This is a genomic window from Streptomyces peucetius, assembly GCF_025854275.1.
GTDB classification, from domain to species: domain Bacteria; phylum Actinomycetota; class Actinomycetes; order Streptomycetales; family Streptomycetaceae; genus Streptomyces; species Streptomyces peucetius_A.
Genome location: NZ_CP107567.1, coordinates 3,699,316 through 3,719,708, shown reverse-complemented (window position 1 = coordinate 3,719,708; position 20,393 = coordinate 3,699,316). Strand labels below are relative to the sequence as shown.

The 20,393-nt window shown below is 70.8% G+C and carries 19 protein-coding genes and 1 pseudogene; 6 read left to right on the top strand and 14 right to left on the bottom strand.

The features are described from left to right. Positions 1-38: 38 nt before the first annotated feature. Positions 39-875: a hypothetical protein gene (locus OGH68_RS17020; protein ID WP_264244960.1), complete on the top strand. Its 837-nt coding sequence runs from the start codon at positions 39-41 to the stop codon at positions 873-875. 149 nt (positions 876-1,024) lie between these two features. Then, complete coding sequence (locus tag OGH68_RS17015) at positions 1,025-1,297, top strand: hypothetical protein (RefSeq protein ID WP_264250460.1); 273 nt, start codon at positions 1,025-1,027, stop codon at positions 1,295-1,297. Between the two features lie 92 nt (positions 1,298-1,389). On the opposite strand, the gene OGH68_RS17010 is transcribed toward OGH68_RS17015, so the two are convergent. Continuing rightward, positions 1,390-1,734, bottom strand: a complete 345-nt coding sequence (locus tag OGH68_RS17010) for a metal-sensitive transcriptional regulator (RefSeq protein ID WP_264244958.1) — start codon at positions 1,732-1,734, stop codon at positions 1,390-1,392. A gap of 193 nt (positions 1,735-1,927) precedes the next feature. Between OGH68_RS17010 and OGH68_RS17005 the strand changes: the two genes are divergently transcribed. Next, entirely contained in the window at positions 1,928-2,548 is a 621-nt protein-coding gene (locus tag OGH68_RS17005; protein ID WP_147987079.1) for a DUF47 domain-containing protein, read from the top strand. A 5-nt stretch (positions 2,549-2,553) separates the two neighbouring features. After that, positions 2,554-3,552, top strand: a complete 999-nt coding sequence (locus OGH68_RS17000; RefSeq protein ID WP_264244956.1) for an inorganic phosphate transporter — start codon at positions 2,554-2,556, stop codon at positions 3,550-3,552. Positions 3,553-4,165: 613 nt separating this feature from the next. Here OGH68_RS17000 and pstB read toward each other — a convergent pair. The 10 genes and pseudogenes from pstB to OGH68_RS16950 all read right to left on the bottom strand — a co-directional run. Continuing rightward, positions 4,166-4,942: a phosphate ABC transporter ATP-binding protein PstB gene (gene pstB / locus OGH68_RS16995; RefSeq protein WP_264244954.1), complete on the bottom strand. Its 777-nt coding sequence runs from the start codon at positions 4,940-4,942 to the stop codon at positions 4,166-4,168. A 7-nt stretch (positions 4,943-4,949) separates the two neighbouring features. Beyond that, entirely contained in the window at positions 4,950-6,023 is a 1,074-nt protein-coding gene (gene pstA, locus OGH68_RS16990) for a phosphate ABC transporter permease PstA (protein ID WP_264244952.1), read from the bottom strand. Then, positions 6,020-7,015 (bottom strand): phosphate ABC transporter permease subunit PstC, encoded by a 996-nt coding sequence (pstC, locus tag OGH68_RS16985; RefSeq protein WP_413470994.1) that lies wholly within the window; start codon positions 7,013-7,015, stop codon positions 6,020-6,022. Before pstC ends, pstA begins: the two co-directional genes overlap by 4 nt. Before the next feature lie 90 nt (positions 7,016-7,105). Then, positions 7,106-8,242 carry a phosphate ABC transporter substrate-binding protein PstS gene (gene pstS / locus OGH68_RS16980; RefSeq protein WP_264244951.1) on the bottom strand — a complete coding sequence of 379 codons (1,137 nt, stop codon included), beginning with the start codon at positions 8,240-8,242 and terminating at the stop codon, positions 7,106-7,108. A 256-nt stretch (positions 8,243-8,498) separates the two neighbouring features. After that, positions 8,499-8,972, bottom strand: coding sequence for an NUDIX hydrolase (locus tag OGH68_RS16975; RefSeq protein ID WP_413470993.1), 474 nt, complete (start codon positions 8,970-8,972; stop codon positions 8,499-8,501). Beyond that, positions 8,915-10,267: a CHAD domain-containing protein gene (locus OGH68_RS16970; protein ID WP_264244947.1), complete on the bottom strand. Its 1,353-nt coding sequence runs from the start codon at positions 10,265-10,267 to the stop codon at positions 8,915-8,917. Before OGH68_RS16970 ends, OGH68_RS16975 begins: the two co-directional genes overlap by 58 nt. After that, positions 10,254-12,485 carry an RNA degradosome polyphosphate kinase gene (locus OGH68_RS16965; RefSeq protein ID WP_264244945.1) on the bottom strand — a complete coding sequence of 744 codons (2,232 nt, stop codon included), beginning with the start codon at positions 12,483-12,485 and terminating at the stop codon, positions 10,254-10,256. Before OGH68_RS16965 ends, OGH68_RS16970 begins: the two co-directional genes overlap by 14 nt. A 542-nt stretch (positions 12,486-13,027) precedes the next feature. Further along, positions 13,028-13,951, bottom strand: coding sequence for a mycothiol synthase (mshD, locus tag OGH68_RS16960; protein WP_264244942.1), 924 nt, complete (start codon positions 13,949-13,951; stop codon positions 13,028-13,030). 30 nt (positions 13,952-13,981) lie between these two features. Beyond that, positions 13,982-14,263: a PDDEXK nuclease domain-containing protein gene (locus OGH68_RS16955; protein ID WP_264244940.1), complete on the bottom strand. Its 282-nt coding sequence runs from the start codon at positions 14,261-14,263 to the stop codon at positions 13,982-13,984. A gap of 86 nt (positions 14,264-14,349) precedes the next feature. Then, positions 14,350-14,448 (bottom strand): annotated as a pseudogene (locus OGH68_RS16950) (hypothetical protein); the annotation flags it as partial. Between the two features lie 349 nt (positions 14,449-14,797). On the opposite strand from OGH68_RS16950, the gene OGH68_RS16945 reads away from it, so the two are divergent. Then, positions 14,798-16,618: a bifunctional metallophosphatase/5'-nucleotidase gene (locus OGH68_RS16945; protein WP_264244938.1), complete on the top strand. Its 1,821-nt coding sequence runs from the start codon at positions 14,798-14,800 to the stop codon at positions 16,616-16,618. A 144-nt stretch (positions 16,619-16,762) separates the two neighbouring features. Then, entirely contained in the window at positions 16,763-17,632 is an 870-nt protein-coding gene (locus tag OGH68_RS16940; RefSeq protein ID WP_264244936.1) for a phosphatidylinositol-specific phospholipase C, read from the top strand. 15 nt (positions 17,633-17,647) lie between these two features. Here the strand turns inward: OGH68_RS16940 and OGH68_RS16935 are convergent, their stop codons facing one another. The 3 genes from OGH68_RS16935 to OGH68_RS16925 form a co-directional block, all read right to left on the bottom strand. Beyond that, positions 17,648-18,010, bottom strand: a complete 363-nt coding sequence (locus OGH68_RS16935; protein WP_264244934.1) for a hypothetical protein — start codon at positions 18,008-18,010, stop codon at positions 17,648-17,650. 212 nt (positions 18,011-18,222) lie between these two features. Further along, on the bottom strand, positions 18,223-19,665 hold the full coding sequence (locus OGH68_RS16930) for a sensor histidine kinase (RefSeq protein WP_264244933.1): 1,443 nt from the start codon (positions 19,663-19,665) through the stop codon (positions 18,223-18,225). Further along, positions 19,662-20,384, bottom strand: a complete 723-nt coding sequence (locus OGH68_RS16925) for a response regulator transcription factor (RefSeq protein WP_264244931.1) — start codon at positions 20,382-20,384, stop codon at positions 19,662-19,664. The genes OGH68_RS16930 and OGH68_RS16925 overlap by 4 nt, the downstream gene beginning before the upstream one ends. Positions 20,385-20,393: the final 9 nt, after the last annotated feature.

The following is a 20,393-nucleotide window of genomic DNA, read 5'->3' as shown; positions in this document are numbered from 1 at the left end:
GTATCAAGCAGCGGTCCGGCGTTGGGGGTTGGCAGGCGATGGTGGTGCAGCACAAGCGCAGGAGCGGGGCGGTCGCCGTTGTGGCGGCCGTGGCCGTGGCCACGGCCGCCGGATGCTCCGGGCCGGGCGCCGCCGCCGTGGACGGCGAGGGCGGTGCGGTCCGGTCCGGCGACTCGGCCGACGAGGTGCGCAGGGCCGCGGACACGCTGGCGGGCGCCCGTAGCTCCAAGGCGCGTACGTCGATGGAGATGGCGTCCGGCGGGACGCGGGTCACCATCCGGGGCGAGGGCGGATACGACTTCGTACGCGGTATGGGCAGGCTTACGGTGGTTCTGCCGCCGGACGCCGCCGGTGCGGAGGAGCACGAGCCGATCACCGAACTGCTGACGCCCGGCGCCCTGTACATGAAGAACCGCGGCGCGGGTGTGCCGCCGGACAAGTGGGTCCGGGTCGACACGACCACGCTGGACGACGGGAACCTGGTCACGGGCGGGGCGACCGATCCGCTCGCCGCCGCGGAACTGCTGCGTGGCGCCGACCGGGTGGAGTACGTGGGGCACGTGGAGCTTTGCGGCCAGAAGGTGCGGCACTTCAAGGGCACGACCGACATCGGGCGGGCGGCGCAGGCGGCGGCTCCGCATACGCGGGAGTCACTGGCCGCGGCGGTGAAAGGGTTCGCCAAGGACGTGGTGCCGTTCGACGCCTATCTGGACGAGGCGGGCAGACTCCGCAAGGTGCGGCACCGCTTCACCTTCGCCAACGAGGGCCGGACGATCGACGTCACGTCGACCACGGTCCTCTTCGACTTCGGGGCGAAGGTGGTCGTCCGGTTGCCGGACGAACGGGACATCTACTCCGGGAAGGTCGAGCTCTGAGCGTGCGGCGCCCGGTGACCCGAGCCGCGGAGACCACACGGGCCCGGTCCGGGAGTGTCAGAACCTAAATGGTCCGGACGTGCCATGCGCGGGGCGTGCACCGCTCCCTACGCTAGGAGACCGACATCGGCCGGAAGAGGTGATTGCACGTGGCTCCGCCCCTTACGGCCACCGTCCAGGACGACCACGTGGCACTCGCCGAGATCGAACTGTGCGGTGAACTGATGATCGCCGCGTCGGCCGCGGCCGGGGAGCGGCTCAGCCCGGACCGTATCGACGAGGTCCTGATGGTGGCGGCGGACCGCACGGTGCGCGGCGACCGCCAGGACCTGCCGTCACCGAGGCCGCCGTCCCCCAAGGCGTCTGCCGCCCGGCCGCAGGGCCCGGGCGTCAGACAGCCGCCCGGCCGTCGGAGAGCCTGACCGGGACCGACGAGATCAAGCCACCGGAGGCGGCCCCGGAAGCGGGGTGCGGGGCCGGAAGCGGGCGGCCCGCCGGGGGCGGGACGGGCCGGTCAGGTGCGCAGCAGACGGGCGATGGCCTTCGTCGCTTCCTCCACCTTGGCGTCGACCTCGTCGCCGCCCTTCACCGCCGCATCGGCGACACAGTGCCGCAGGTGCTCCTCCAGCAGCTGGAGCGCGAAGGACTGCAGAGCCTTGGTGGACGCCGAAACCTGGGTGAGTATGTCGATGCAGTACACGTCCTCGTCGACCATCCGCTGCAGGCCGCGGATCTGGCCCTCGATCCGCCGCAGGCGCTTGAGGTGCTCGTCCTTCTGCTTGTGGTACCCGTGCACCCCGCGGTCGTGGTCGGTTTCGTGGTCCGTGACCGGAAGGCCGGCCGCCTCGGTGGTCGTCATCGCGTCCTCCCGTTGTCCAGAAAGGGGTCGTATACCCCTCGTGGGTATATGGTAACGAATCGTGCGGAAAGTGGAGGGGGTCCGTGCTGATCGGTTTGCCTGATGGGCGACACTGGGATACTGCCGGTTAGCCGTGGCCGGATGATGCGCCTAGCATCAGCCTGACCGAATCCCAGCACCCCGAGGACCCCACGTGCGATTTCGTCTGACCCCCAGGGAGACGAGCTTCTACGACATGTTTGCCGCGTCCGCGGACAACATCGTCACGGGCTCGAAGCTCCTGATGGAACTGCTCGGGGCGGAATCCTCCGCCAGGGCCGAGATCGCGGAACGGATGCGGGCGGCGGAGCATGCGGGCGACGACGCGACCCATGCGATCTTCCATCAGCTGAACTCCTCCTTCATCACGCCCTTCGACCGCGAGGACATCTACTCCCTCGCATCGTCCCTCGACGACATCATGGACTTCATGGAGGAGGCCGTCGACCTGGTCGTCCTCTACAACGTCGAGGAACTGCCCAAGGGCGTCGAGCAGCAGATCGAGGTCCTGGCACGGGCCGCCGAGCTGACCGCCGAAGCGATGCCGCACCTGCGGACCATGGACAACCTCACCGAGTACTGGATTGAGGTCAACCGGCTGGAGAACCAGGCGGACCAGATCCACCGCAAGCTGCTCGCCCACCTCTTCAACGGCAAGTACGACGCCATCGAGGTCCTCAAGCTCAAGCAGATCGTCGATGTGCTCGAGGAGGCCGCGGACGCGTTCGAGCACGTCGCGAACACGGTGGAGACAATCGCGGTCAAGGAGTCCTGAACCACGTGGACACCTTCGCCCTGGTCGTGACCATCGGGGTCGCGCTCTTCTTCACCTATACCAACGGCTTCCACGACTCCGCGAACGCGATCGCGACGTCCGTCTCCACACGGGCCCTGACCCCGCGCGCGGCACTGGTCATGGCCGCGGTGATGAACCTCGCCGGTGCCTTCCTCGGGCAGGGCGTCGCCAAGACGGTCAGCGAGGGGATCATCGAGACGCCGGTCGGCGCGAGCGGCATGGGCATCCTGTTCGCCGCGCTGGTCGGTGCGATCGTCTGGAACCTGATCACCTGGTACTTCGGCCTGCCGTCGTCCTCGTCGCACGCGCTGTTCGGCGGCATGGTCGGCGCGGCGCTCGCGGGCGGGACGGAGGTCATCTGGACCGGTGTCCTCGAGAAGATCGTCATCCCGATGTTCATCTCGCCGGTGGTCGGCCTGGGCGTCGGCTACCTGGTGATGGTCGGCATCATGTGGATCTTCCGCAAGGCCAATCCGCACAAGGCCAAGCGGGGCTTTCGTATCGCGCAGACGGTCTCCGCGGCGGGGATGGCGCTCGGTCACGGTCTGCAGGACGCGCAGAAGACGATGGGCATCGTGGTGATGGCCCTCGTCATCGCCGACGTCGAGAACGCGGGCGACCCGATCCCGGTCTGGGTCAAGATCGCGTGCGCGGTGACGCTGTCGCTGGGTACGTACGCGGGCGGCTGGCGGATCATGCGGACCCTCGGCCGCAAGATCATCGAGCTGGACCCGCCGCAGGGGTTCGCGGCGGAGACGACGGGCGCGTCGATCATGTTCGGCTCGGCGTTCCTGTTCCACGCGCCGATCTCGACGACGCATGTGATCACCTCGGCGATCATGGGTGCCGGCGCGACGAAGCGGGTGAACGCGGTGCGGTGGGGTGTCGCGAAGAACATCATCATGGGGTGGTTCATCACGATGCCGGCGGCGGCGGTCGTCGCTGCGCTGAGCTATGGCGTGGTGTACGTGATCTTCGGCTGACGGGCCTGCGGTTCTTCACGGCCTCCGTTGTCCTGTGGGCGACGGGGGCCGTTGCGTTGTGCGGTGGCCGCCGCGCGGGGCCGTCCCCCCACCCCGCCCCTCCCCGAAACCGGGACTCCGCCCCGGACCCCACTCCACGGGGGCTCCGCCCCCGGACCCCCGCGCCTCAAACGCCGGCGGGGTTGAACTTGCCGGTCCCGTCGGGGCTCCGCCCCGAACCCCGCGCCTCAAACTCCCCCTACGGCCCGGCGGCCGTGGGTGGGGGCACCTCCCACGCCGCCAGGCATAGGGGGCGGACCCCCAGCGAGGCTGCTTTGCCCGCGCAGCGGCATATCCAGCCCGGCCGGCGATGGAGGCCACCGCGCCAGGCGCGGTACCGGGCCCGGGGCCGAAGCCCCGAACCCCCGCCCGGAGAACCGGGGCCGGTAGTGGAGCCCGAACACCGCCCGTAGGACAGAGCGGGCCCGGGGTGGAGCGCCGTGACGGGGTCCGGGGGCGAGCCCCGGACCGGGCCCGTTCGTCGGCGGGCGGGAAATGGGTGGGCCCGCCCCCTGGGAGAGGGGCGGGCCCGTCGTCTTGCGGGTGGCACCGCCATGCAGCACCCGCAGACGCCTTATCCGAAGCGTCCCGAGATGTAGTCCTCGGTCGCCTGGACGGACGGGTTCGCGAAGATCCGCTCGGTCTCGTCGATCTCGATGAGCTTGCCGGGCTGGCCGACCGCCGCGAGGTTGAAGAAGGCCGTGCGGTCGGAGACCCGCGCCGCCTGCTGCATGTTGTGCGTCACGATGACGATCGTGAAGCGCTCCTTCAGCTCGCCGATCAGGTCCTCGATCGCGAGCGTCGAGATCGGGTCGAGGGCCGAGCAGGGCTCGTCCATCAGCAGCACGTCGGGCTCGACCGCGATCGCGCGGGCGATGCACAGACGCTGCTGCTGACCGCCGGACAGGCCGGAGCCGGGCTTGTTCAGCCGGTCCTTGACCTCGTTCCAGAGGTTCGCGCCCCTGAGCGAGCGCTCGACGATCTCCGCGAGCTTGCTCTTCTTGTACGAGCCGTTCAGCCGCAGGCCCGCCGCGACGTTGTCGAAGATCGACATGGTCGGGAAGGGGTTCGGCCGCTGGAAGACCATGCCGACGGTGCGGCGCACGGCGACCGGGTCGACGTGCGACCCGTACAGGTCCTCGTCGTCCAGCATGACCTTGCCCTCGACGCGGCCGCCGGGGGTGACCTCGTGCATGCGGTTGAGGGTGCGCAGGAAGGTGGACTTGCCGCAGCCGGACGGGCCGATGAAGGCCGTCACGGAGCGGGGCTCGACGGTCATGGAGATGTCGTCGATCGCCTTGTGGGAGCCGTAGTAGGCGGTCAGGCCGGATACATCGATTCGCTTGGCCATGGTGGTTCTACTTTCCGGTCTTCGGGGCCTTCCAGCGGGCGATGCCGCGGGCCACCAGGTTGAGGATCATGACGAAGGCGATCAGAACCAGGGCGGCGCCCCAGGCGCGCGCGATCGAGGCGTCGGTGCCGACCGCGTACTGCTCGTACACGTAGAGCGGCAGCGAGGACTGGGCGCCTTCGAACGGATTCGGGTTGATCAGCCTCGTGCCGAAAACGAGGAGCAGTACCGGGGCGGTCTCACCGGTGACGCGCGCGACGGCGAGCATCACGCCGGTGGTGATGCCACCGATCGCGGTGGGCAGGACCACCTTCAGGATGGTCCGCCACTTCGGTACGCCCAGGGCGAGGGAGGCCTCGCGCAGCTCGTTCGGTACCAGCTTCAGCATTTCCTCGGTGGAGCGGACGACCACCGGCATCATCAGGATGGCGAGGGCGAGTCCGCCGGCGAAGCCGGAGGGGCCGAAGCCCAGCATCAGGTTCCAGGTCGCGAGGACGAACAGGCCCGCGACGATGGAGGGAATGCCGGTCATGACGTCGACGAAGAAGGTGACGGCCTTGGCCAGCTTGCCGCGCCCGTACTCGACGAGGTAGATCGCGCTGAGCAGGCCGATCGGGGCGGCGATCACCGCGGCGATGAGGACCTGCTCGATCGTGCCGAGCAGCGCGTGGTAGATGCCGCCGCCGGGCTGGACGTCGAGGACACCGTTCATGGAGTGGCCGAGGAAGTAGCCGTCGACCACTCCCATGCCCTCGCTGATCGTGACCCAGCCGAGCGAGAACAGCGGCACGACGGCCAGGACGAAGCACACCCAGACGATGCTGGTGGCGACGCGGTCCTTGGCCTGGCGGGAGTTCTCGACCTTGGTGGTGATCACATAGGTGGCGAGGACGAAGATCAGCGCGGCGATCATGCCCCACTGGACGCGGCTGTGCCAGCCGGCGGCCAGGCCGACGCCGCAGCCGGCGGCGATCGAGCCGGCGGCGATGGCGGCCGGGGCCCAGCGCGGGAGGCGGGCGTGGGAGAGGGAACCGGTGGTCACGGCGGCCACCGGACGCTTCTCCGATACGAGCTGGCTCATGCGTTGGCCCCCGAGTACTCCTTGCGGCGAGCGATGATCAGGCGTGCCGCTCCGTTGACCAGCAGGGTGATCACGAACAGGACGAGACCGGAGGCGATGAGCGCGTCACGGCCGAATCCGTCCGCCTCGTTGAACTTCGCGGCGATGTTCTGCGCGAAGGTGCCGCCGCCCGGGTCGAGCAGGTGGCCGGAGATGATGAAGCTCGGCGACAGGACGACGGCGACGGCCATCGTCTCGCCGAGGGCGCGGCCCAGGCCCAGCATGGAGGCGCTGATGATGCCGGAGCGGCCGAAGGGCAGTACCGACATGCGGATGACCTCCCAGCGGGTGGCGCCGAGCGCCAGGGCGGCCTCCTCATGCATCTTCGGCACCTGGAGGAAGACCTCGCGGGTGACGTTGGTGATGATCGGCAGGATCATGATCGCGAGCAGGACGCCAACGGTGAACAGGTTCCGGGCGACGCCCTCACCGGTCTTCTCGAAGATGTACGTCCAGCCGAGGTACTCGTCGAGCCAGCGGTTCAGGCCGTCGAGGTAGGGCACGAGGAAGAGGGCGCCCCAGAGGCCGTAGATGATGCTGGGCACGGCGGCGAGCAGGTCGACGACGTAGGCGAGCGGGGTGGCGATCTTCCGCGGCGCGTAGTGCGAGATGAACAGCGCGATGCCGATGGCGACCGGCACGGCGATGACCATGGCGATGACCGAGCTGACGATCGTGCCGAAGGCCAGTACGGCGATACCGAAGACCGGCGGGTCGCCGGCCGGGTTCCACTCGGACTCGGTGAGGAAGTTGGCGTCGTTCTTGGAGATGGCGATCCCGGCGCGGTACGCGAGGAATCCCGCGATCGCGGCCATGATCACCAGCAGGGTGATGCCGGCCCCCCGGGACAGGCCCAGGAATATGCGGTCACCGGGGCGCGGCTTGCCGCGCATGGTGCGCTGTGCTTCCTCCGCGCGGGGCGGTGGGGGTGATGTGGTGGTTGCTGTATCCATCGGGGTCTCCGGTCTGCGGAACCGTGGGGCTCCAGGCGGCGGTGCACCGGATGCCGGGGCCGGTCCGTGCGGACCGGCCCCGGCCGGCCATCAGGACAGGGTGGGGACGATCTCGCGGACCTTGGCCGCGATCTCGGCCGGCAGCGGCGCGTAGCCGGCGTCGGTGAGGACCTTCTGGCCCTCCTCGCTCGCGGTGTAGTTGAGGAACGCCTTCAGCGTCGGCAGGGTCTCCGGCTTGTTGCCCTTGTCGCAGGCGATCTCGTACGTCACGAGGATGATCGGGTAGGCGCCCTCGGCCTTGGTCTTGTAGTCGAGGGACAGGGCAAGGTCCTTGCCGGTGCCCTTGATCTTGGCGGCGGCGATGGCCTTGGAGGCGTTCTCGCTGGTCGCCTCGACCGGGGCGGCGGCACCGGTGTCGAGCTTGACGGTGGAGATCGACTGCGAGGTCGCGTACGACAGCTCGAAGTAGCCGATCGAGCCCTGGGTCTGCTTCACCTGGGAGGCGACACCGGAGGAGCCGTTGGCGGCCTGGCCACCGGGGGCCAGCCACGACTTCGACTTGGGGTCGTGCTTCCAGTCGGCCGGGGCGGCCTCGCTGAGGTACTTGTGCAGGTTCTGGGTCGTGCCCGACTCGTCGGAGCGGTGGAACGCCTGGATGGCGGAGTCCGGCAGCTTGGCGTCGGGGTTGAGCTTGGCGATGGCCGGGTCGTTCCACTTCTTGATCTTCGAGTCGAAGATCTTCGCGATCGTGGTGGAGTCGAGGACGAGGTCGTCCACGCCGTCCAGGTTGTAGCCGATCGCGACGGGGCCGCCGACCATCGGCAGGTTGATGCCCTGCCCGCTCTTGCAGATCTTCTTCGACTCCTCGACCTCCTCCGGCTTCAGCGCGGAGTCGGAGCCGGCGAAGGCGACCTGGCCCTGGGTGAACTTGGTGATGCCGCCGCCGGAGCCGATGGCCTGGTAGTTGACCTCGACGCCGGAGCAGGCGGCCTGGAAGTTCTTGACCCACAGGTCCATGGCGTTCTTCTGGGCGCTCGAGCCGGCCGCGAGAATCTGGCCCTTCGCGTCGTCGCACTTGATGTTCGACGCAGCGCTGGTCTTCTCGCCGCCCTCGGTGTTGGTGCCCGTGTTGTCGTCCGAACCACACGCCGTGAGGACCAGGGCGCCGGAGATCGCGAGGGCGCCGAGCGCGGTGGCGCGAAGCCCGTTCTTGCGCTGAAGCTTCACTTTCTGGTGTTCCTTCCAGTTGCCGCCGTCGGTGGCGGCGTGCGTCGGGGTGGGGGGACCAGCACCGTGCCGGTCACCGTCTGAGGCCGAAATTAGGCAGATGAGATGAAGCGGCCGACGGGAGAGAGTGAACGCGAGGTGAACCGTGACCGGCGACCCGGTGCTCATTCGAACGTTCACCCGTCCGGGCGTAGTGGAGCGATGTACGGGGAGGTGCGAATCGGCATCAGAGGGGCATACGGCACACTTCGGAAGCTCACGTGGTGTGCAGAGCCTGCAACAGCGCGTCGACAAGTGCGCGATCACGGGGGTGGGTGAGCCTGCCGCGCGCCGCGGCCGGCGGCAGCCACACGATGCGGTCGACCTCGTCGCCGGCGGCGAAAGCGCCGGTGGTCGCCTCGGCGGCCCAGTAGACGACCTGCTTGGGCCGACCCCCCGCGAGGTAGCGGACGGTGGGCAGGCGGGCGCCCGGGACACAGCGGTGGCCGGTCTCCTCCAGCACCTCGCGCAGGGCGGCGGCGAGCGAGTCCTCGCCGCGCTTCAGCTTGCCTTTGGGATGGGACCAGTCGTCGTACTTCGGCCGGTGCACGAGGCAGATCTCGAGACCGCCGCCCCCGTACGGGGAGCGGCGCCAGAGCACGCATCCCGCGGCGAGCACGGTGTCCCCGCCGGTCACGGCGCCGTGACCGCCGTGACCGACGTGGTGGTCCGGGCCGAGGCGTGGCGCCATTCCTGCTGGAAGGCGAACCGGGCCGCCTCGACCTCGTGCCGCTGGTCGGCGTGGAGCACGCCGAGGGCGTAGGCCGTGGCCGGGGCGATGCGCGGCGTGCGGGCGGCATCGGCCGCCGCGGCAGCCGCTTCGGCGGCGTCGCGGTGCCGGTCCAGCACCAGGCCCGCATGGCACAGGACCGGGTCGGCGCCGGGGTGGAGCACCTCCTGCGCGTAGCGGTGCAGCCGCAGCAGTCTGCGGACCTCGTGCCAGGGCGCGTCCTGCGCCTCACCGGCGGAGGCGGAGACGGGGGCGAGGCCGCTGAACAGCGCTTCGGCGTTGTACGGGTGGGCCGCCCTGCCCAGCGGCAGTTCGGCGACCGCCGCCAGGAGCCGCCGCTCGGCGGCCTGGGCGGGCTGCGCGAGCGTCTCCCCGGCGGGGCCGGCGGCCGCGGGGCCGAGCGGCAGCTCGGAAGCCAGTAAGGCGACGGCGTCCGCGACCGCGTGGAAGCGGGAGGAGCCCAGCGCCTGCAGCGCGGCGGAGTGGGCGCGGGTCCGGGCGAGTGTGAGCTGGCGCTCCAGCAGCGCCCCGGCCCGCGCGGCGCCCACGGCCAGCGCGCCCGCGCCGGCCCGTCCGGCACCCCGCGCCGAGCGCTCGGGGGTGCCCTGCGGGCCGGCGGCGGCGCTCGCTCTGATCGCCGCGGTCACCTGGGCCGGGTCGCCGGCGGCCGCGGTCATGTCGGCCGCGGTCACGTCTTCCCGGCCGCCGCGCGGCCGCTGCCCGCCCGCGCCGTGGTGCGCGACGCCTGCGGCGTCGGCCCGGGAGTCGTCGCCCGCGCTGGCCGAACCGGCCGCGTCACGGTGCGCCGCGGTGTCCGCTCCGGTCGTCCGGTCGCCTGCCGCATCGGCCTGACCGCGGAGCGGGAACGCCTCGCCGCGCGCCGGGGGCAGCGGTGACGTGCCCGAGAGTCGGGACAGGGCGTCCAGCAGGCGGGACAGACGGGACGTGCAGGCGTGTTCCTGGGCCAGGGTCGTCGACAGCCACGCCAGTTCCGTACGCAGACCGTCCGCCCAGACCGGGTCCAGCAGCGCGCGGAACGTGTGCAGCGTGCCGCCGATGCGGCGGGACGCGGTCCGTAGCGCGTGGGCCGACTCCGCGACCGCCGCCGTCTCCGCGCCGCTCTCGCCGTGCCGGCGCAGACTGCGCAGGAAGCAGGCGGCCTGGGCGTGGAGGTAGTGGGCCACCGCCTCACCCGCCGTCCCCGCGAGAGTGCCGTCCGGCCCGGTGTCCGGCCGAGGAAGTTCAGGGCTGTGCACGCCGGCGCCTCCGGGCGTCTATGAGCATCTCCTGTACGTTCCGCAGCGGCTGGCCGTCGGAGTCCGCCGCATGCCGGGTCCACGCGCCGTCCGGGCCGAGGTGCCAGGAGGACGTGGTGTCGGACATGCCGCTCTCCAGCAGCCTGCTGAGTGCCGCGCGGTGGGCCGGGTCGGTGACCCGTACCAGTGCCTCGATCCGGCGATCGAGGTTCCTGTGCATCATGTCGGCGCTGCCGAACCACACTTCCGGTTCGCCGCCGTTGCCGAAGGCGAAGACCCGGGAGTGCTCAAGGAAGCGGCCGAGGACCGAGCGGACCCGGACGTTCTCCGAGAGGCCGGCCACGCCCGGGCGTATCGCGCAGATGCCGCGCACCCAGATGTCGACCGGCACGCCCGCCATGGCCGCCCGGTAGCAGGCGTCGATGATCGCCTCGTCCACCATCGAGTTGACCTTGATGCGCACGTAGGCGGGGCGTCCGGCCCGGTGGTGGACGATCTCCTTGTTTATCCGGGAGATCAGCCCGTCCCGCAGCGACTTGGGCGCGACCAGCAGCCGCCGGTACGTCTCGCGGCGCGAGTAGCCGGACAGCCGGTTGAACAGGTCCGAGAGGTCCGCGCCGACCTGCGGGTCGGCGGTGAGCAGGCCCAGGTCCTCGTAGAGCCGGGCGGTCTTCGGGTGGTAGTTGCCGGTGCCGACGTGCGAGTAGCGCCGCAGTGTCTCGCCCTCCTGGCGGACGACCAGCGACAGCTTGCAGTGGGTCTTCAGCCCGACGAGCCCGTAGACGACGTGGCAGCCGGACTCCTCCAGCTTGCGCGCCCACTTGATGTTGGCCTGCTCGTCGAAGCGGGCCTTGATCTCGACGAGGACGAGGACCTGCTTGCCCGACTCGGCGGCGTCGATCAGCGCGTCGACTATCGGGGAGTCGCCGGAGGTGCGGTACAGCGTCTGCTTGATCGCGAGGACGTCCGGGTCGGCGGCGGCCTGCTCCAGGAAGGCCTGGACGGACGTCGAGAAGGAGTCGTACGGGTGGTGCAGCAGCACGTCCCGTTCGCGCAGCGCCATGAAGATGTCGGGGGCGGACGCGGACTCGACCTCGGAGAGGTCGCGGTGGGTGCCGGCGACGTACTTGGGGAACTTCAGCTCCGGCCGGTCCAGCGCCGAGATGCCGAACAGACCGGTGAGGTCCAGCGGCCCGGGCAGCGGGTACACCTCGGCGTCGGAGACCTTCAGCTCGCGCACCAGCAGGTCGAGGACGTACGGGTCGATCGACTCCTCGACCTCCAGGCGCACCGGCGGGCCGAAGCGGCGGCGCATGAGCTCCTTCTCCAGGGCCTTGAGGAGGTTCTCCGCGTCGTCCTCCTCGACCTCCAGGTCCTCGTTCCGGGTCACCCGGAACATGTGGTGGGCCAGCACCTCCATGCCGGGGAAGAGCTCTTCGAGGTGCGCCGCGATGACGTCCTCCAGCGGGACGTACCGCTGGGGCGAGGCCTCCAGGAAGCGGGAGAGCAGCGGCGGGACCTTGACCCGGGCGAAGTGGCGATGGCCGCTGACCGGGTTGCGCACGACGACGGCGAGGTTGAGCGAGAGCCCCGAGATGTACGGGAAGGGGTGCGCGGGGTCCACGGCCAGCGGGGTCAGGACCGGGAAGATCTGCTGCCTGAAGAGCGTGAAGAGGCGGGCCTGCTCCTTCTCTGTGAGGTCGGGCCAGCGGATGAGGTGAACGCCCTCGTCGGCCAGGGCCGGGGCGACGTCCTGCTGGAAGCAGGCGGCGTGCCGGGCCATGAGCTCGCGGGAACGGGTCCAGATCAGGTCGAGCACCTCGCGGGGCTGCAGACCGGATGCCGAACGGGTGGCGACGCCGGTCGCGATCCGGCGCTTCAGGCCGGCGACGCGGACCATGAAGAACTCGTCCAGGTTGGAGGCGAAGATCGCGAGGAAGTTGGCGCGCTCGAGCAGCGGCGTGGCGGGGTCCTCCGCGAGTTCGAGGACCCGCTCGTTGAACGCGAGCCAACTGCGCTCCCGGTCCAGGAACCGCCCCTGGGGCAGCTCGGAGCCGTACGCGGACTCGGAGTCCTCCTCGTAGGAGTCGAGATCCGAGTCGAGGTCGGGCTCGAGATCGGAGACCGTGGCGGCGACGGCGTGCGGCCGGTGCGCGGCTATGGACGCGACGGACGGCTGGGGGTGCTGGACCGGGACCTCGGCGGGCTGCTGGCTCATGAGCCCATTGTTCCGCGCGTGGGCTGTCACCGGCGCGTCGGAAGGGGCCGGAGCGAGAGGTTTTCTGCCGTTCGAGGAGGCGGGCACAGCAGGCTGCATTGAGCGAGGGTCGCAAGGGCGTCTGAATGCCCGGTAACAAGAACATGACGCGAGGGAAAGCGTGGCGGGGCCCTGGGGAGTCGTGCGGGCCCCGCCGGGGCGCCGGCCGTGCCGCGCGCGCAGGATCCGGACGCCGCCCGGGACGCCGCGCCCGCGAGGGCGACGACGGTGGCGGTGTCCAGGCCGCCGGAGGAGCCCGATCGCGACGGCGGCCATGACAGTGACGGTCCCGGCCGCCGACGCCGTCCCGGCGGCGGCGAACCACAAGCAGGGGTGTCACCGACTGCGACCGGGCCGGGCTCCTACGTTGCCGCTGCCGTGCCGACTCCGGCCCACTCACGCCCACTCACGCCGACGGCGATCGTGCAGGACGTCTCCGGGTGCAGGGGGCGGAGGGGACGGTGCCGACGACACCGCCCTCTCTCCCCGTTGTCCGGGCCGGATCAGGTCTCGGTGCGGTACATCAGGTCCACCTCGTGCGTTACGAACCCCATCCGCTCGTACACGCGCAGCGCCGCCGGATTGTCGGCGTCCACGTAGAGCATCGCGGTCGGCAGGCCCTGCGCGGCGAGGTGGCGCAGGCCGGTCGCGGTGAGGGCCTTGCCGAGGCCGCCGCCCTGGGCGTCGGGGCGGATGCCCAGGACGTACACCTCGCCGAGCTGCTCCTCCGCGTGCACCTTCGTCCAGTGGAAGCCGATGATCTCCCCGTCCCGCTCGGCCAGGAAGAAGCCCTTCGGGTCGAACCACGGCTCGGCCTTGCGGTCGTCGAGGTCCCGCTGGGCCAGCGTCCCCTGCTCGGGGTGGTGGGCGAAGGCGGCGGCGTTCACCGCGAGCCAGGCGGCGTCGTCCTGGCCCGGTACGAAGGTGCGCACGGTGACGCCGGGCGGGTAGACCGGCTCGGGGATGCCCTGCGGGCTCAAGGGGCGGCGGAGCTGCCGCAGTTCACGGAAGAGCGTCAGCCCGAGGACCTGGGCCATGTGCCGGGCGGCCGACTTGCCGCCGTGCGCCCACATCCGCAGCCGCTTGCCGGAGGCGTCCAGGACCGTCGTGCCCAGCGCCCGCCCGTGTCCGCGGCCGCGGTGGCCCGGGTGCACCACGAGCTCGGCGGCCGGGGCCTCGACGGGGTCGGTGTCCTCCAGCTGTGCGTATCCGACGAGCTGGTTGCCGACGGTGAGGAGGAAGTGCCGCACGCCCTCGCGCCGCCCGCCGCGCAGCTGGAGCCGCCCCTGCTCGGAAACGGCCTGCATCCCGTCGGACCGTGCGGCCTCCGCGAGTACCTCCAGCACTGCCTCGGCCTGCCCGGGCGTGAGTTCGTCGAGGGACTGGATCTGCCGGCCGGGCTCCGGAATCACTGCGTCGATCGTCATGCTTCGAGGGTACGGCGGAGCCGCCGCCCCTCACCGGTCCTCCGGCGCCGCGCCGAGTACGCCGTCGGCGATCCGGGTCAGGTCCTCGGCCCTCGGCATCAGGGCCCGGACCTGATCCGGCAGTCCGGCGTAGGTGCTGACGGCCATCGGTGCGTTGTGCCCGCGCAGCGCGAACTCGACGACGGCCCGGTCCCGGCTCTCCGCGATGAGGATGCCGAGGGCGGGGCCGTCGACCTCCTTGTCCCTGACGAGGTCGTCGACGACGGACACGTAGAAGCCCAGCTGCCCGAAGTGCAGCGGTCTGCTGCACAATTGGCTCGGGCCACAGGCGGGCCCATCTTCTGCATGTAGTGCAGGCTGCGGGTCGAGAAGCCGCGCTGGTTCGGGAACGCGGTCCGCAGTTCGACGCCGACCCTGTCGATGATCTTGGTGCCCCACCCCTCCTGCTGCCGGCGTTGCAGAAGTGCTGCGCCGATCTCCCAATACATGCCGATCATCTCGGTGTTCACCTTGAGCTGGGTCCGCACGTGCGCGCCCCGCACGATCGTCTTGAGTTCGTCGACGAGGTCGAAGAAGCCGGACGGCAGTTCTGTGCCCGAGCCCTGGGCGGGTACGCGGGCGGCTGCGGCCGCCGTGTCGTTGTTCATGGCGTACACACTTGCGGCGGCCACCTGTGCGGTGACGTTTCTGCGTAAATATGTCCGCCGTAAGGGTGATAGGCGGCAAATCACCCGTTGACGGAAGACGGCAACCAGGTCGTAACCCGCATCCCCCTGTCGCGCTACGCGCGTTGACTCTAGGCTGCCGCTCGACCCTCACATCACGTTGGAACTGACAAGGGGACAGATGTCAGCGACACCTCCCAACCACCGTGCGGCCCGACGGAGCCGCCGGGTTCTCGCGGCTGCCGCCGGGCTCGCGACCGTCGGCGCGCTCGTCGCCGCCCTGCCGGCCGGTGCGGCCGCCGGTGACCGCCACGGCCCCGCGCACGGGCACGGCCGCACCGTCGATGTGCAGCTGCTCTCCTTCAACGACCTGCACGGCAACCTGGAGCCGCCCGCCGGCTCCGCCGGCAACGTCTCCGAGATCCAGCACGACGGCACGGTGAAGTCGATCCCGGCCGGTGGCGTCGAGTACCTGGCGACCTCGCTGCGCGAGGCGCGCAAGGGCAACCCGTACTCCGTCACGGCCGCGGCCGGTGACCTGGTGGGTGCGAGCCCGCTGCTGTCCGGGCTCTTCCACGACGAGCCGACGATCGAGGCGCTGAACAAGCTCGACCTCGATGTGACGGGCGTGGGCAACCACGAGTTCGACGAGGGCGCGGTCGAGCTGGCACGTCTGCAGAACGGCGGCTGCCACCCGACCGACGGATGCTACGAGGAGGGCAAGGAGTTCGAGGGCGCGGACTTCCCCTACCTCGCGGCCAACGTCACCAAGAAGTCGACGGGCAAGCCGATCCTGAAGCCGTACACCGTCTGGAAGAAGAACGGTGTCAGGATCGGCTTCATCGGTGTGACCCTCGAGGGCACGCCGGACATCGTCAGCGCCAACGGCATCAAGGGCCTGGAGTTCCACGACGAGGTCGAGACGGTCAACAAGTACGCCCGTGAGCTCGACCGCCAGGGCGTGAAGTCGATCGTCGCGCTCATCCACGAGGGCGGCTCGCCGGCGTCGACGTCGTACAACTACGACTGCGACTCGCCGGGTGCGGGCGACGGCATCTCCGGCCCGATCGCGGACATCGCCAAGAACATAACGCCCCGGGTCGACGCGCTGGTCACCGGCCACACCCACCAGGCGTACGTGTGCACCATCCCGGACCCGTCGGGCAAGCCGCGCATGGTCACCTCGGCGTCCTCGTACGGCAAGCTCTACACGGACACCACGCTCACCTACGACCGCCGCACCAAGGACATCGTGCGGACGTCGGTGAAGTCGGCGAACCACGTGGTCAGCCGCGACCAGCCCAAGGCGCAGGACATGACCGACCTGATCACGCGCTGGAACGAGCTGGCCGCGCCGATCGCGAACCGCCCGCAGGGCTTCATCTCCGCGGACATCAACGGCCGTGGCGCCACCACGCCGGAGAAGCCGCTCGGCGACCTGATCGCGGACGCGCAGCTCGAGGGCCTCGCCCCGGCCGACAAGGGCGGTGCGCAGCTGGCGCTGATGAACCCGGGCGGCATCCGCTCGGACCTGGTCTTCGCGGCGTCGGGCAGCGAGGGCGACGGTGTGGTGACGTACGGGGAGGCCTTCACGGTCCAGCCGTTCACCAACATGATGAACGTCGTCGACCTGACCGGCGCTCAGCTGATCACCGCGCTCCAGCAGCAGGTCAGCGGCCCGAACGAGGAGTCGCCGAAGATCCTGCAGGTGTCGGAGGGCTTCACGTACACCCTGGACCTGACGAAGACCGGTGCCGACCGGATCGTCGTGGACTCGGTGAAGCTGAACGGCGAGCCGATCGACCCGTCGAAGAGCTACCGGGTCGCGATGAACGAGTTCCTCGCCGGCGGCGGTGACGGCTTCTCCGTCCTGAAGGAGCACACCAACAAGCTGGTGGGTGCGTCCGATCTGGACGTCTTCAACGCCTACCTGGCGGCGAACTCCTCGGCGGACGCGCCGATCGCGCCGCCGAAGGCCGACCGGATCACGGTCGTGCAGTAGGAGGGGAGCAGGTGGGGCGGCGGGCCGGTGGCCTGCCGCCCCACAGGCGTTCCAGGGGCGGTTTCCGGCCGGTCCGGACCTGTGCGGGCCCTTCGGTGTCCCAGCCCTGGTGGAGATTGTCGTGCTCGCGTCATACTCCGCGCCATGGACCGACGGAGATTCCTCGCGGGCACTGCGGCCCTGTCCGCCGCCGCCCTCATCGGCGCCCCCCACGCCACCGCCGCGACGCGCCGCGTCCTGTCCGCACAGGACTGGATGGCCGGTGCCGCCGACTCGACGCCCCTGCAACGACTGACGATCCCCGGCACCCACGACTCGGGCGCCCGCTTCGGCGGGCCGTGGAGCGAGTGCCAGAACACCACCATCGCCCAGCAGCTCGACAGCGGTATCCGCTTCCTCGACATCCGGTGCCGCGTCACCGGCGGCTCGTTCGCCATCCACCACGGCCCGTCCTACCAGAACATGATGTTCGGCGATGTGCTCGTCGCCTGCCGGGACTTCCTTGCCGCGCACCCCTCGGAGACGGTGCTGATGCGGGTCAAGCAGGAGTACTCCGAGGACAGCGACGCGACCTTCCGTGCGATCTTCGACGACTACCTCGACACCCGCGGCTGGCGTTCGCTGTTCCGCATCGGCGCCGGCATCCCGGCGCTGGGCGAGGCGCGCGGCCGGGTGGTGCTGCTCGGCGACAACGGCGGTCTGCCGGGCGTCCGTTACGCGGACGGCGCGCTGTTCGACATCCAGGACGACTGGAACGCCCCGCCCTGGGACAAGTACCCGAAGATCGAGGCGCAGCTGCGCAAGGCGGTGCAGCAGCCGGGCAAGCTGTTCGTCAACTACGTGAGCACGTCGGCGTATCTGCCGCCGCGCTGGAACTCGGACGACCTCAACCCGCGCGTGCACCGCTTCCTCGACGGCACGGCGAGCGGCTGGCGCGGGCTGGGCATCGTGCCGATGGACTTCCCGAACACCCGGGCAGGGCTGGTCGACTCACTCATCAGGCACAACGGCTGACGGTAGGGTGGAGGGTCAGAGGTCCGCGCAGATCCGGCGGGCCTCTGCCAGCTCCTTCTTCACCCCGGCGTCGATCTCGAAGACCTGCTGCCGGCGGTGGTTCGCCCGGGTCACGGCGTCCGCGAGCGGCTTGTACGAGGAGTCGCCCGCCGCGGCGGCCATGGACAGGTCGTAGGCGCCCGCGAAGCGGTAGAGCATCTTCTCGCCCTCCTTGCCCTTGGCCGCGAGCTTCGACTCGTCCAGACCGGCGAGGGCGTCGCACGCGCCACGGGCGTCGTCGGCGGCGCTTTCGGCCGCGCCCCCGCCCGAGCCGGTCAGCGCCCAGGCGGCGCCCACGCCTCCGCCGCCCACCAGCAGCCCGACCAGCAGAGCGGCCACGAGCGGCCCCCTGCCGCGGGCGGGCGCGGCGGTCGGCACGGGCGGGTGCGGCGGGACGGGGGCCTGTTAAGGATGTTGAGGCTGCATGTACACGACCGTAGCGGGTGCCGGGGCGCGCCGCCGGTGGGTCGTCGACAAGCGCCGCGTACGGCATGCGCCCGCGTACGGCACGAGCGACGCCGCCCGTGACGCCTGCGGTGCCCGCCGGCACGTCAGGGCATCGCAGGCGGTGGGCTCGCCGCGCCCGGCAGCCGGATAACGGCCCGGGTGCCGCCGCCCTCGGCGGGCGTCAGCGTGGCGTCGCCGCCGGCCTCCCGGACCGTACGGGCCACGATCGACAGCCCGAGCCCAGAACCGGGCAGCGCACGGGCGGACTGCGAGCGCCAGAACCGCTCGAAGACGTGCGGCAGTTCCTCCGGCGGGATGCCGGGCCCGTGGTCGCGCACCCACAGTTCACCCGCCCGCAGGCCCACCTCGACCTCACCGCCGGGCGGCGAGAACTTCACCGCGTTGTCCAGGATGTTCACCAGCGCCCGCTCCAGCGCGGCGTGATCGGCCCGTACGTACCACGGCTCCAGCGTGGCCGTGAAGGTCAGTTCCGGCCCGCGCAGCCGGGCCCGGTCGAGAGCCGTCCGCGCGATCTCGTGCAGCGCCACCACCTGCACCCGTCCGCTCGCGCCCACGTCCGGCCGCGAGAGCTCCTGCAGGTCACCGATGAGCGCGGCCAGCTCGGTCATCTGCGCCTTGACCGAGGCCAGCAGCGCGCGGCGGTCGTCCGCCGGGATCGCCCGGCCGGTCTCCTCGCTCCGGGCGAGCAGCTCGATGTTCGTCCGCAACGACGTCAGCGGAGTGCGCAGCTCGTGGCCCGCGTCCGCGATCAGCTGCTTCTGGAGGTCGCGCGACGACGCCAGCGCGGCGGTCATCGCGTTGAACGACCGGGACAGCCGGGCGATCTCGTCCTCCCCGTCGACGGGGATGCGCACGTTCAGGTCCTCGGTGCGGGCGATGTGCTCGACGGCGCCCGTGAGCCGGTCGACGGGCCTCAGACCCGTGCGTGCGACGGCCAGCCCGGCGGCCCCCGCGCCCACCACGCCTATGCCGGACACGGCGAGCAGCAGCAGGGCCAGGTCGTTCAGGGTGCGCTCGGTCTCGCCGAGCGGTACGCCGATCATCAGGGCGGTGTCCCGTACGACCGCGTTGCCCGCGTCCACGGACGCCGCGACGGTCAGCACCCGCACGGGGTTCCCCTCGGTGTCCGTCCCGTCGCGGTAGCTCTTGATCCGGGGATCCGCCTGTCGCGCCACCGCCTGGTCGCCGTCCTCGACGCGGACCGTTCCGACCGAGTCGGCGGCGAAGACGCAGGGCCGGTCGTCGTCGGCCCGTACCAGTTGGTAGTAGTAGTCGCGCGGCGGGGCGAACTGGTTCTGCGGCACGGCGGTCTGCGGGCAGCCGCGCAGGGTGAGCTCGACGCTCACGGCCCGCAGGTTCAGGCTCTCGGCCCTGGTGAGCAGCTTGTCGTCGACCGCGTCGTACAGCTTGCCGCGCACGACGAACCAGCATGCCGTCGAGACGACCGCGACGGCGACCGCCACCGCCGTCGCCGCCAGCAGCGCCAGCCGGGAGCGCAGGGGGAGCGCGCGGAACCTGTTCGTCATTCGGGGCCGCCGGTCCGCAGCGCGTATCCCACGCCGCGCACCGTGTGGACGAGCCGGGGTTCGCCGGCGGCCTCCGTCTTGCGCCGCAGATACATGACGTACACGTCCAGGGAGTTGGAGCTCGGTTCGAAGTCGAAGCCCCAGACCGACTTGAGGATCTGCTCGCGCGTGAGCACCTGACGCGGGTGCGCCAGGAACAGTTCGAGCAGTGTGAACTCGGTACGGGTCAGTTCCACCCGGCGCGTGCCCCGGGTGACCTCACGGGTCGCGAGGTCCATCCGCAGATCGGCGAAGGCCAGCACGTTCTCGTCCGCCGTCTCCGTGCCGGCCGCCGACGCGTACGAGCTGCGTCGCAGCAGCGCCCGGATGCGGGCGAACAGCTCGTCCAGCTCGAACGGCTTGACCAGGTAGTCGTCCGCGCCGGCGTCGAGACCGGTGACACGGTCGCCGACCGTGTCGCGCGCCGTGAGCATCAGGATCGGCACGGTCGAACCCCCGGCCCGCATCCGGCGGGCCGCGGTCAGGCCGTCCATGCGGGGCATCTGGATGTCCAGGACGATCAGGTCGGGCGCGTACGACTCGGCCCGGGCGAGCGCGTCGACGCCGTCGACGGCGACCTGCGTGTCGTACCCCTCGAACGCGAGGGAACGCTGCAGCGCCTCGCGTACGGCAGGCTCGTCGTCGACGATCAGGATGCGCTCGCGCTCGCCTTCAGTCATGGGCCAAGC

Excerpts from the sequence above, each read along its gene's own strand:
- OGH68_RS16975 (WP_413470993.1), bottom strand. The coding sequence starts at position 8,972 with ATGGCGCCACGCCTCGGCCCGGACCACCACGTCGGTCACGGCGGTCAC.
- mshD (WP_264244942.1), bottom strand. The coding sequence starts at position 13,951 with ATGACGATCGACGCAGTGATTCCGGAGCCCGGCCGGCAGATCCAGTCC.
- OGH68_RS17020 (WP_264244960.1), top strand. The coding sequence starts at position 39 with ATGGTGGTGCAGCACAAGCGCAGGAGCGGGGCGGTCGCCGTTGTGGCG.
- OGH68_RS16965 (WP_264244945.1), bottom strand. The coding sequence starts at position 12,485 with ATGAGCCAGCAGCCCGCCGAGGTCCCGGTCCAGCACCCCCAGCCGTCC.
- OGH68_RS17010 (WP_264244958.1), bottom strand. The coding sequence starts at position 1,734 with ATGACGACCACCGAGGCGGCCGGCCTTCCGGTCACGGACCACGAAACC.
- OGH68_RS16930 (WP_264244933.1), bottom strand. The coding sequence starts at position 19,665 with ATGACGAACAGGTTCCGCGCGCTCCCCCTGCGCTCCCGGCTGGCGCTG.
- OGH68_RS16945 (WP_264244938.1), top strand. The coding sequence starts at position 14,798 with ATGTCAGCGACACCTCCCAACCACCGTGCGGCCCGACGGAGCCGCCGG.
- pstA (WP_264244952.1), bottom strand. The coding sequence starts at position 6,023 with ATGAGCCAGCTCGTATCGGAGAAGCGTCCGGTGGCCGCCGTGACCACC.
- pstC (WP_413470994.1), bottom strand. The coding sequence starts at position 7,015 with ATGGATACAGCAACCACCACATCACCCCCACCGCCCCGCGCGGAGGAA.
- pstB (WP_264244954.1), bottom strand. The coding sequence starts at position 4,942 with ATGGCCAAGCGAATCGATGTATCCGGCCTGACCGCCTACTACGGCTCC.
- OGH68_RS16940 (WP_264244936.1), top strand. The coding sequence starts at position 16,763 with ATGGACCGACGGAGATTCCTCGCGGGCACTGCGGCCCTGTCCGCCGCC.
- OGH68_RS16925 (WP_264244931.1), bottom strand. The coding sequence starts at position 20,384 with ATGACTGAAGGCGAGCGCGAGCGCATCCTGATCGTCGACGACGAGCCT.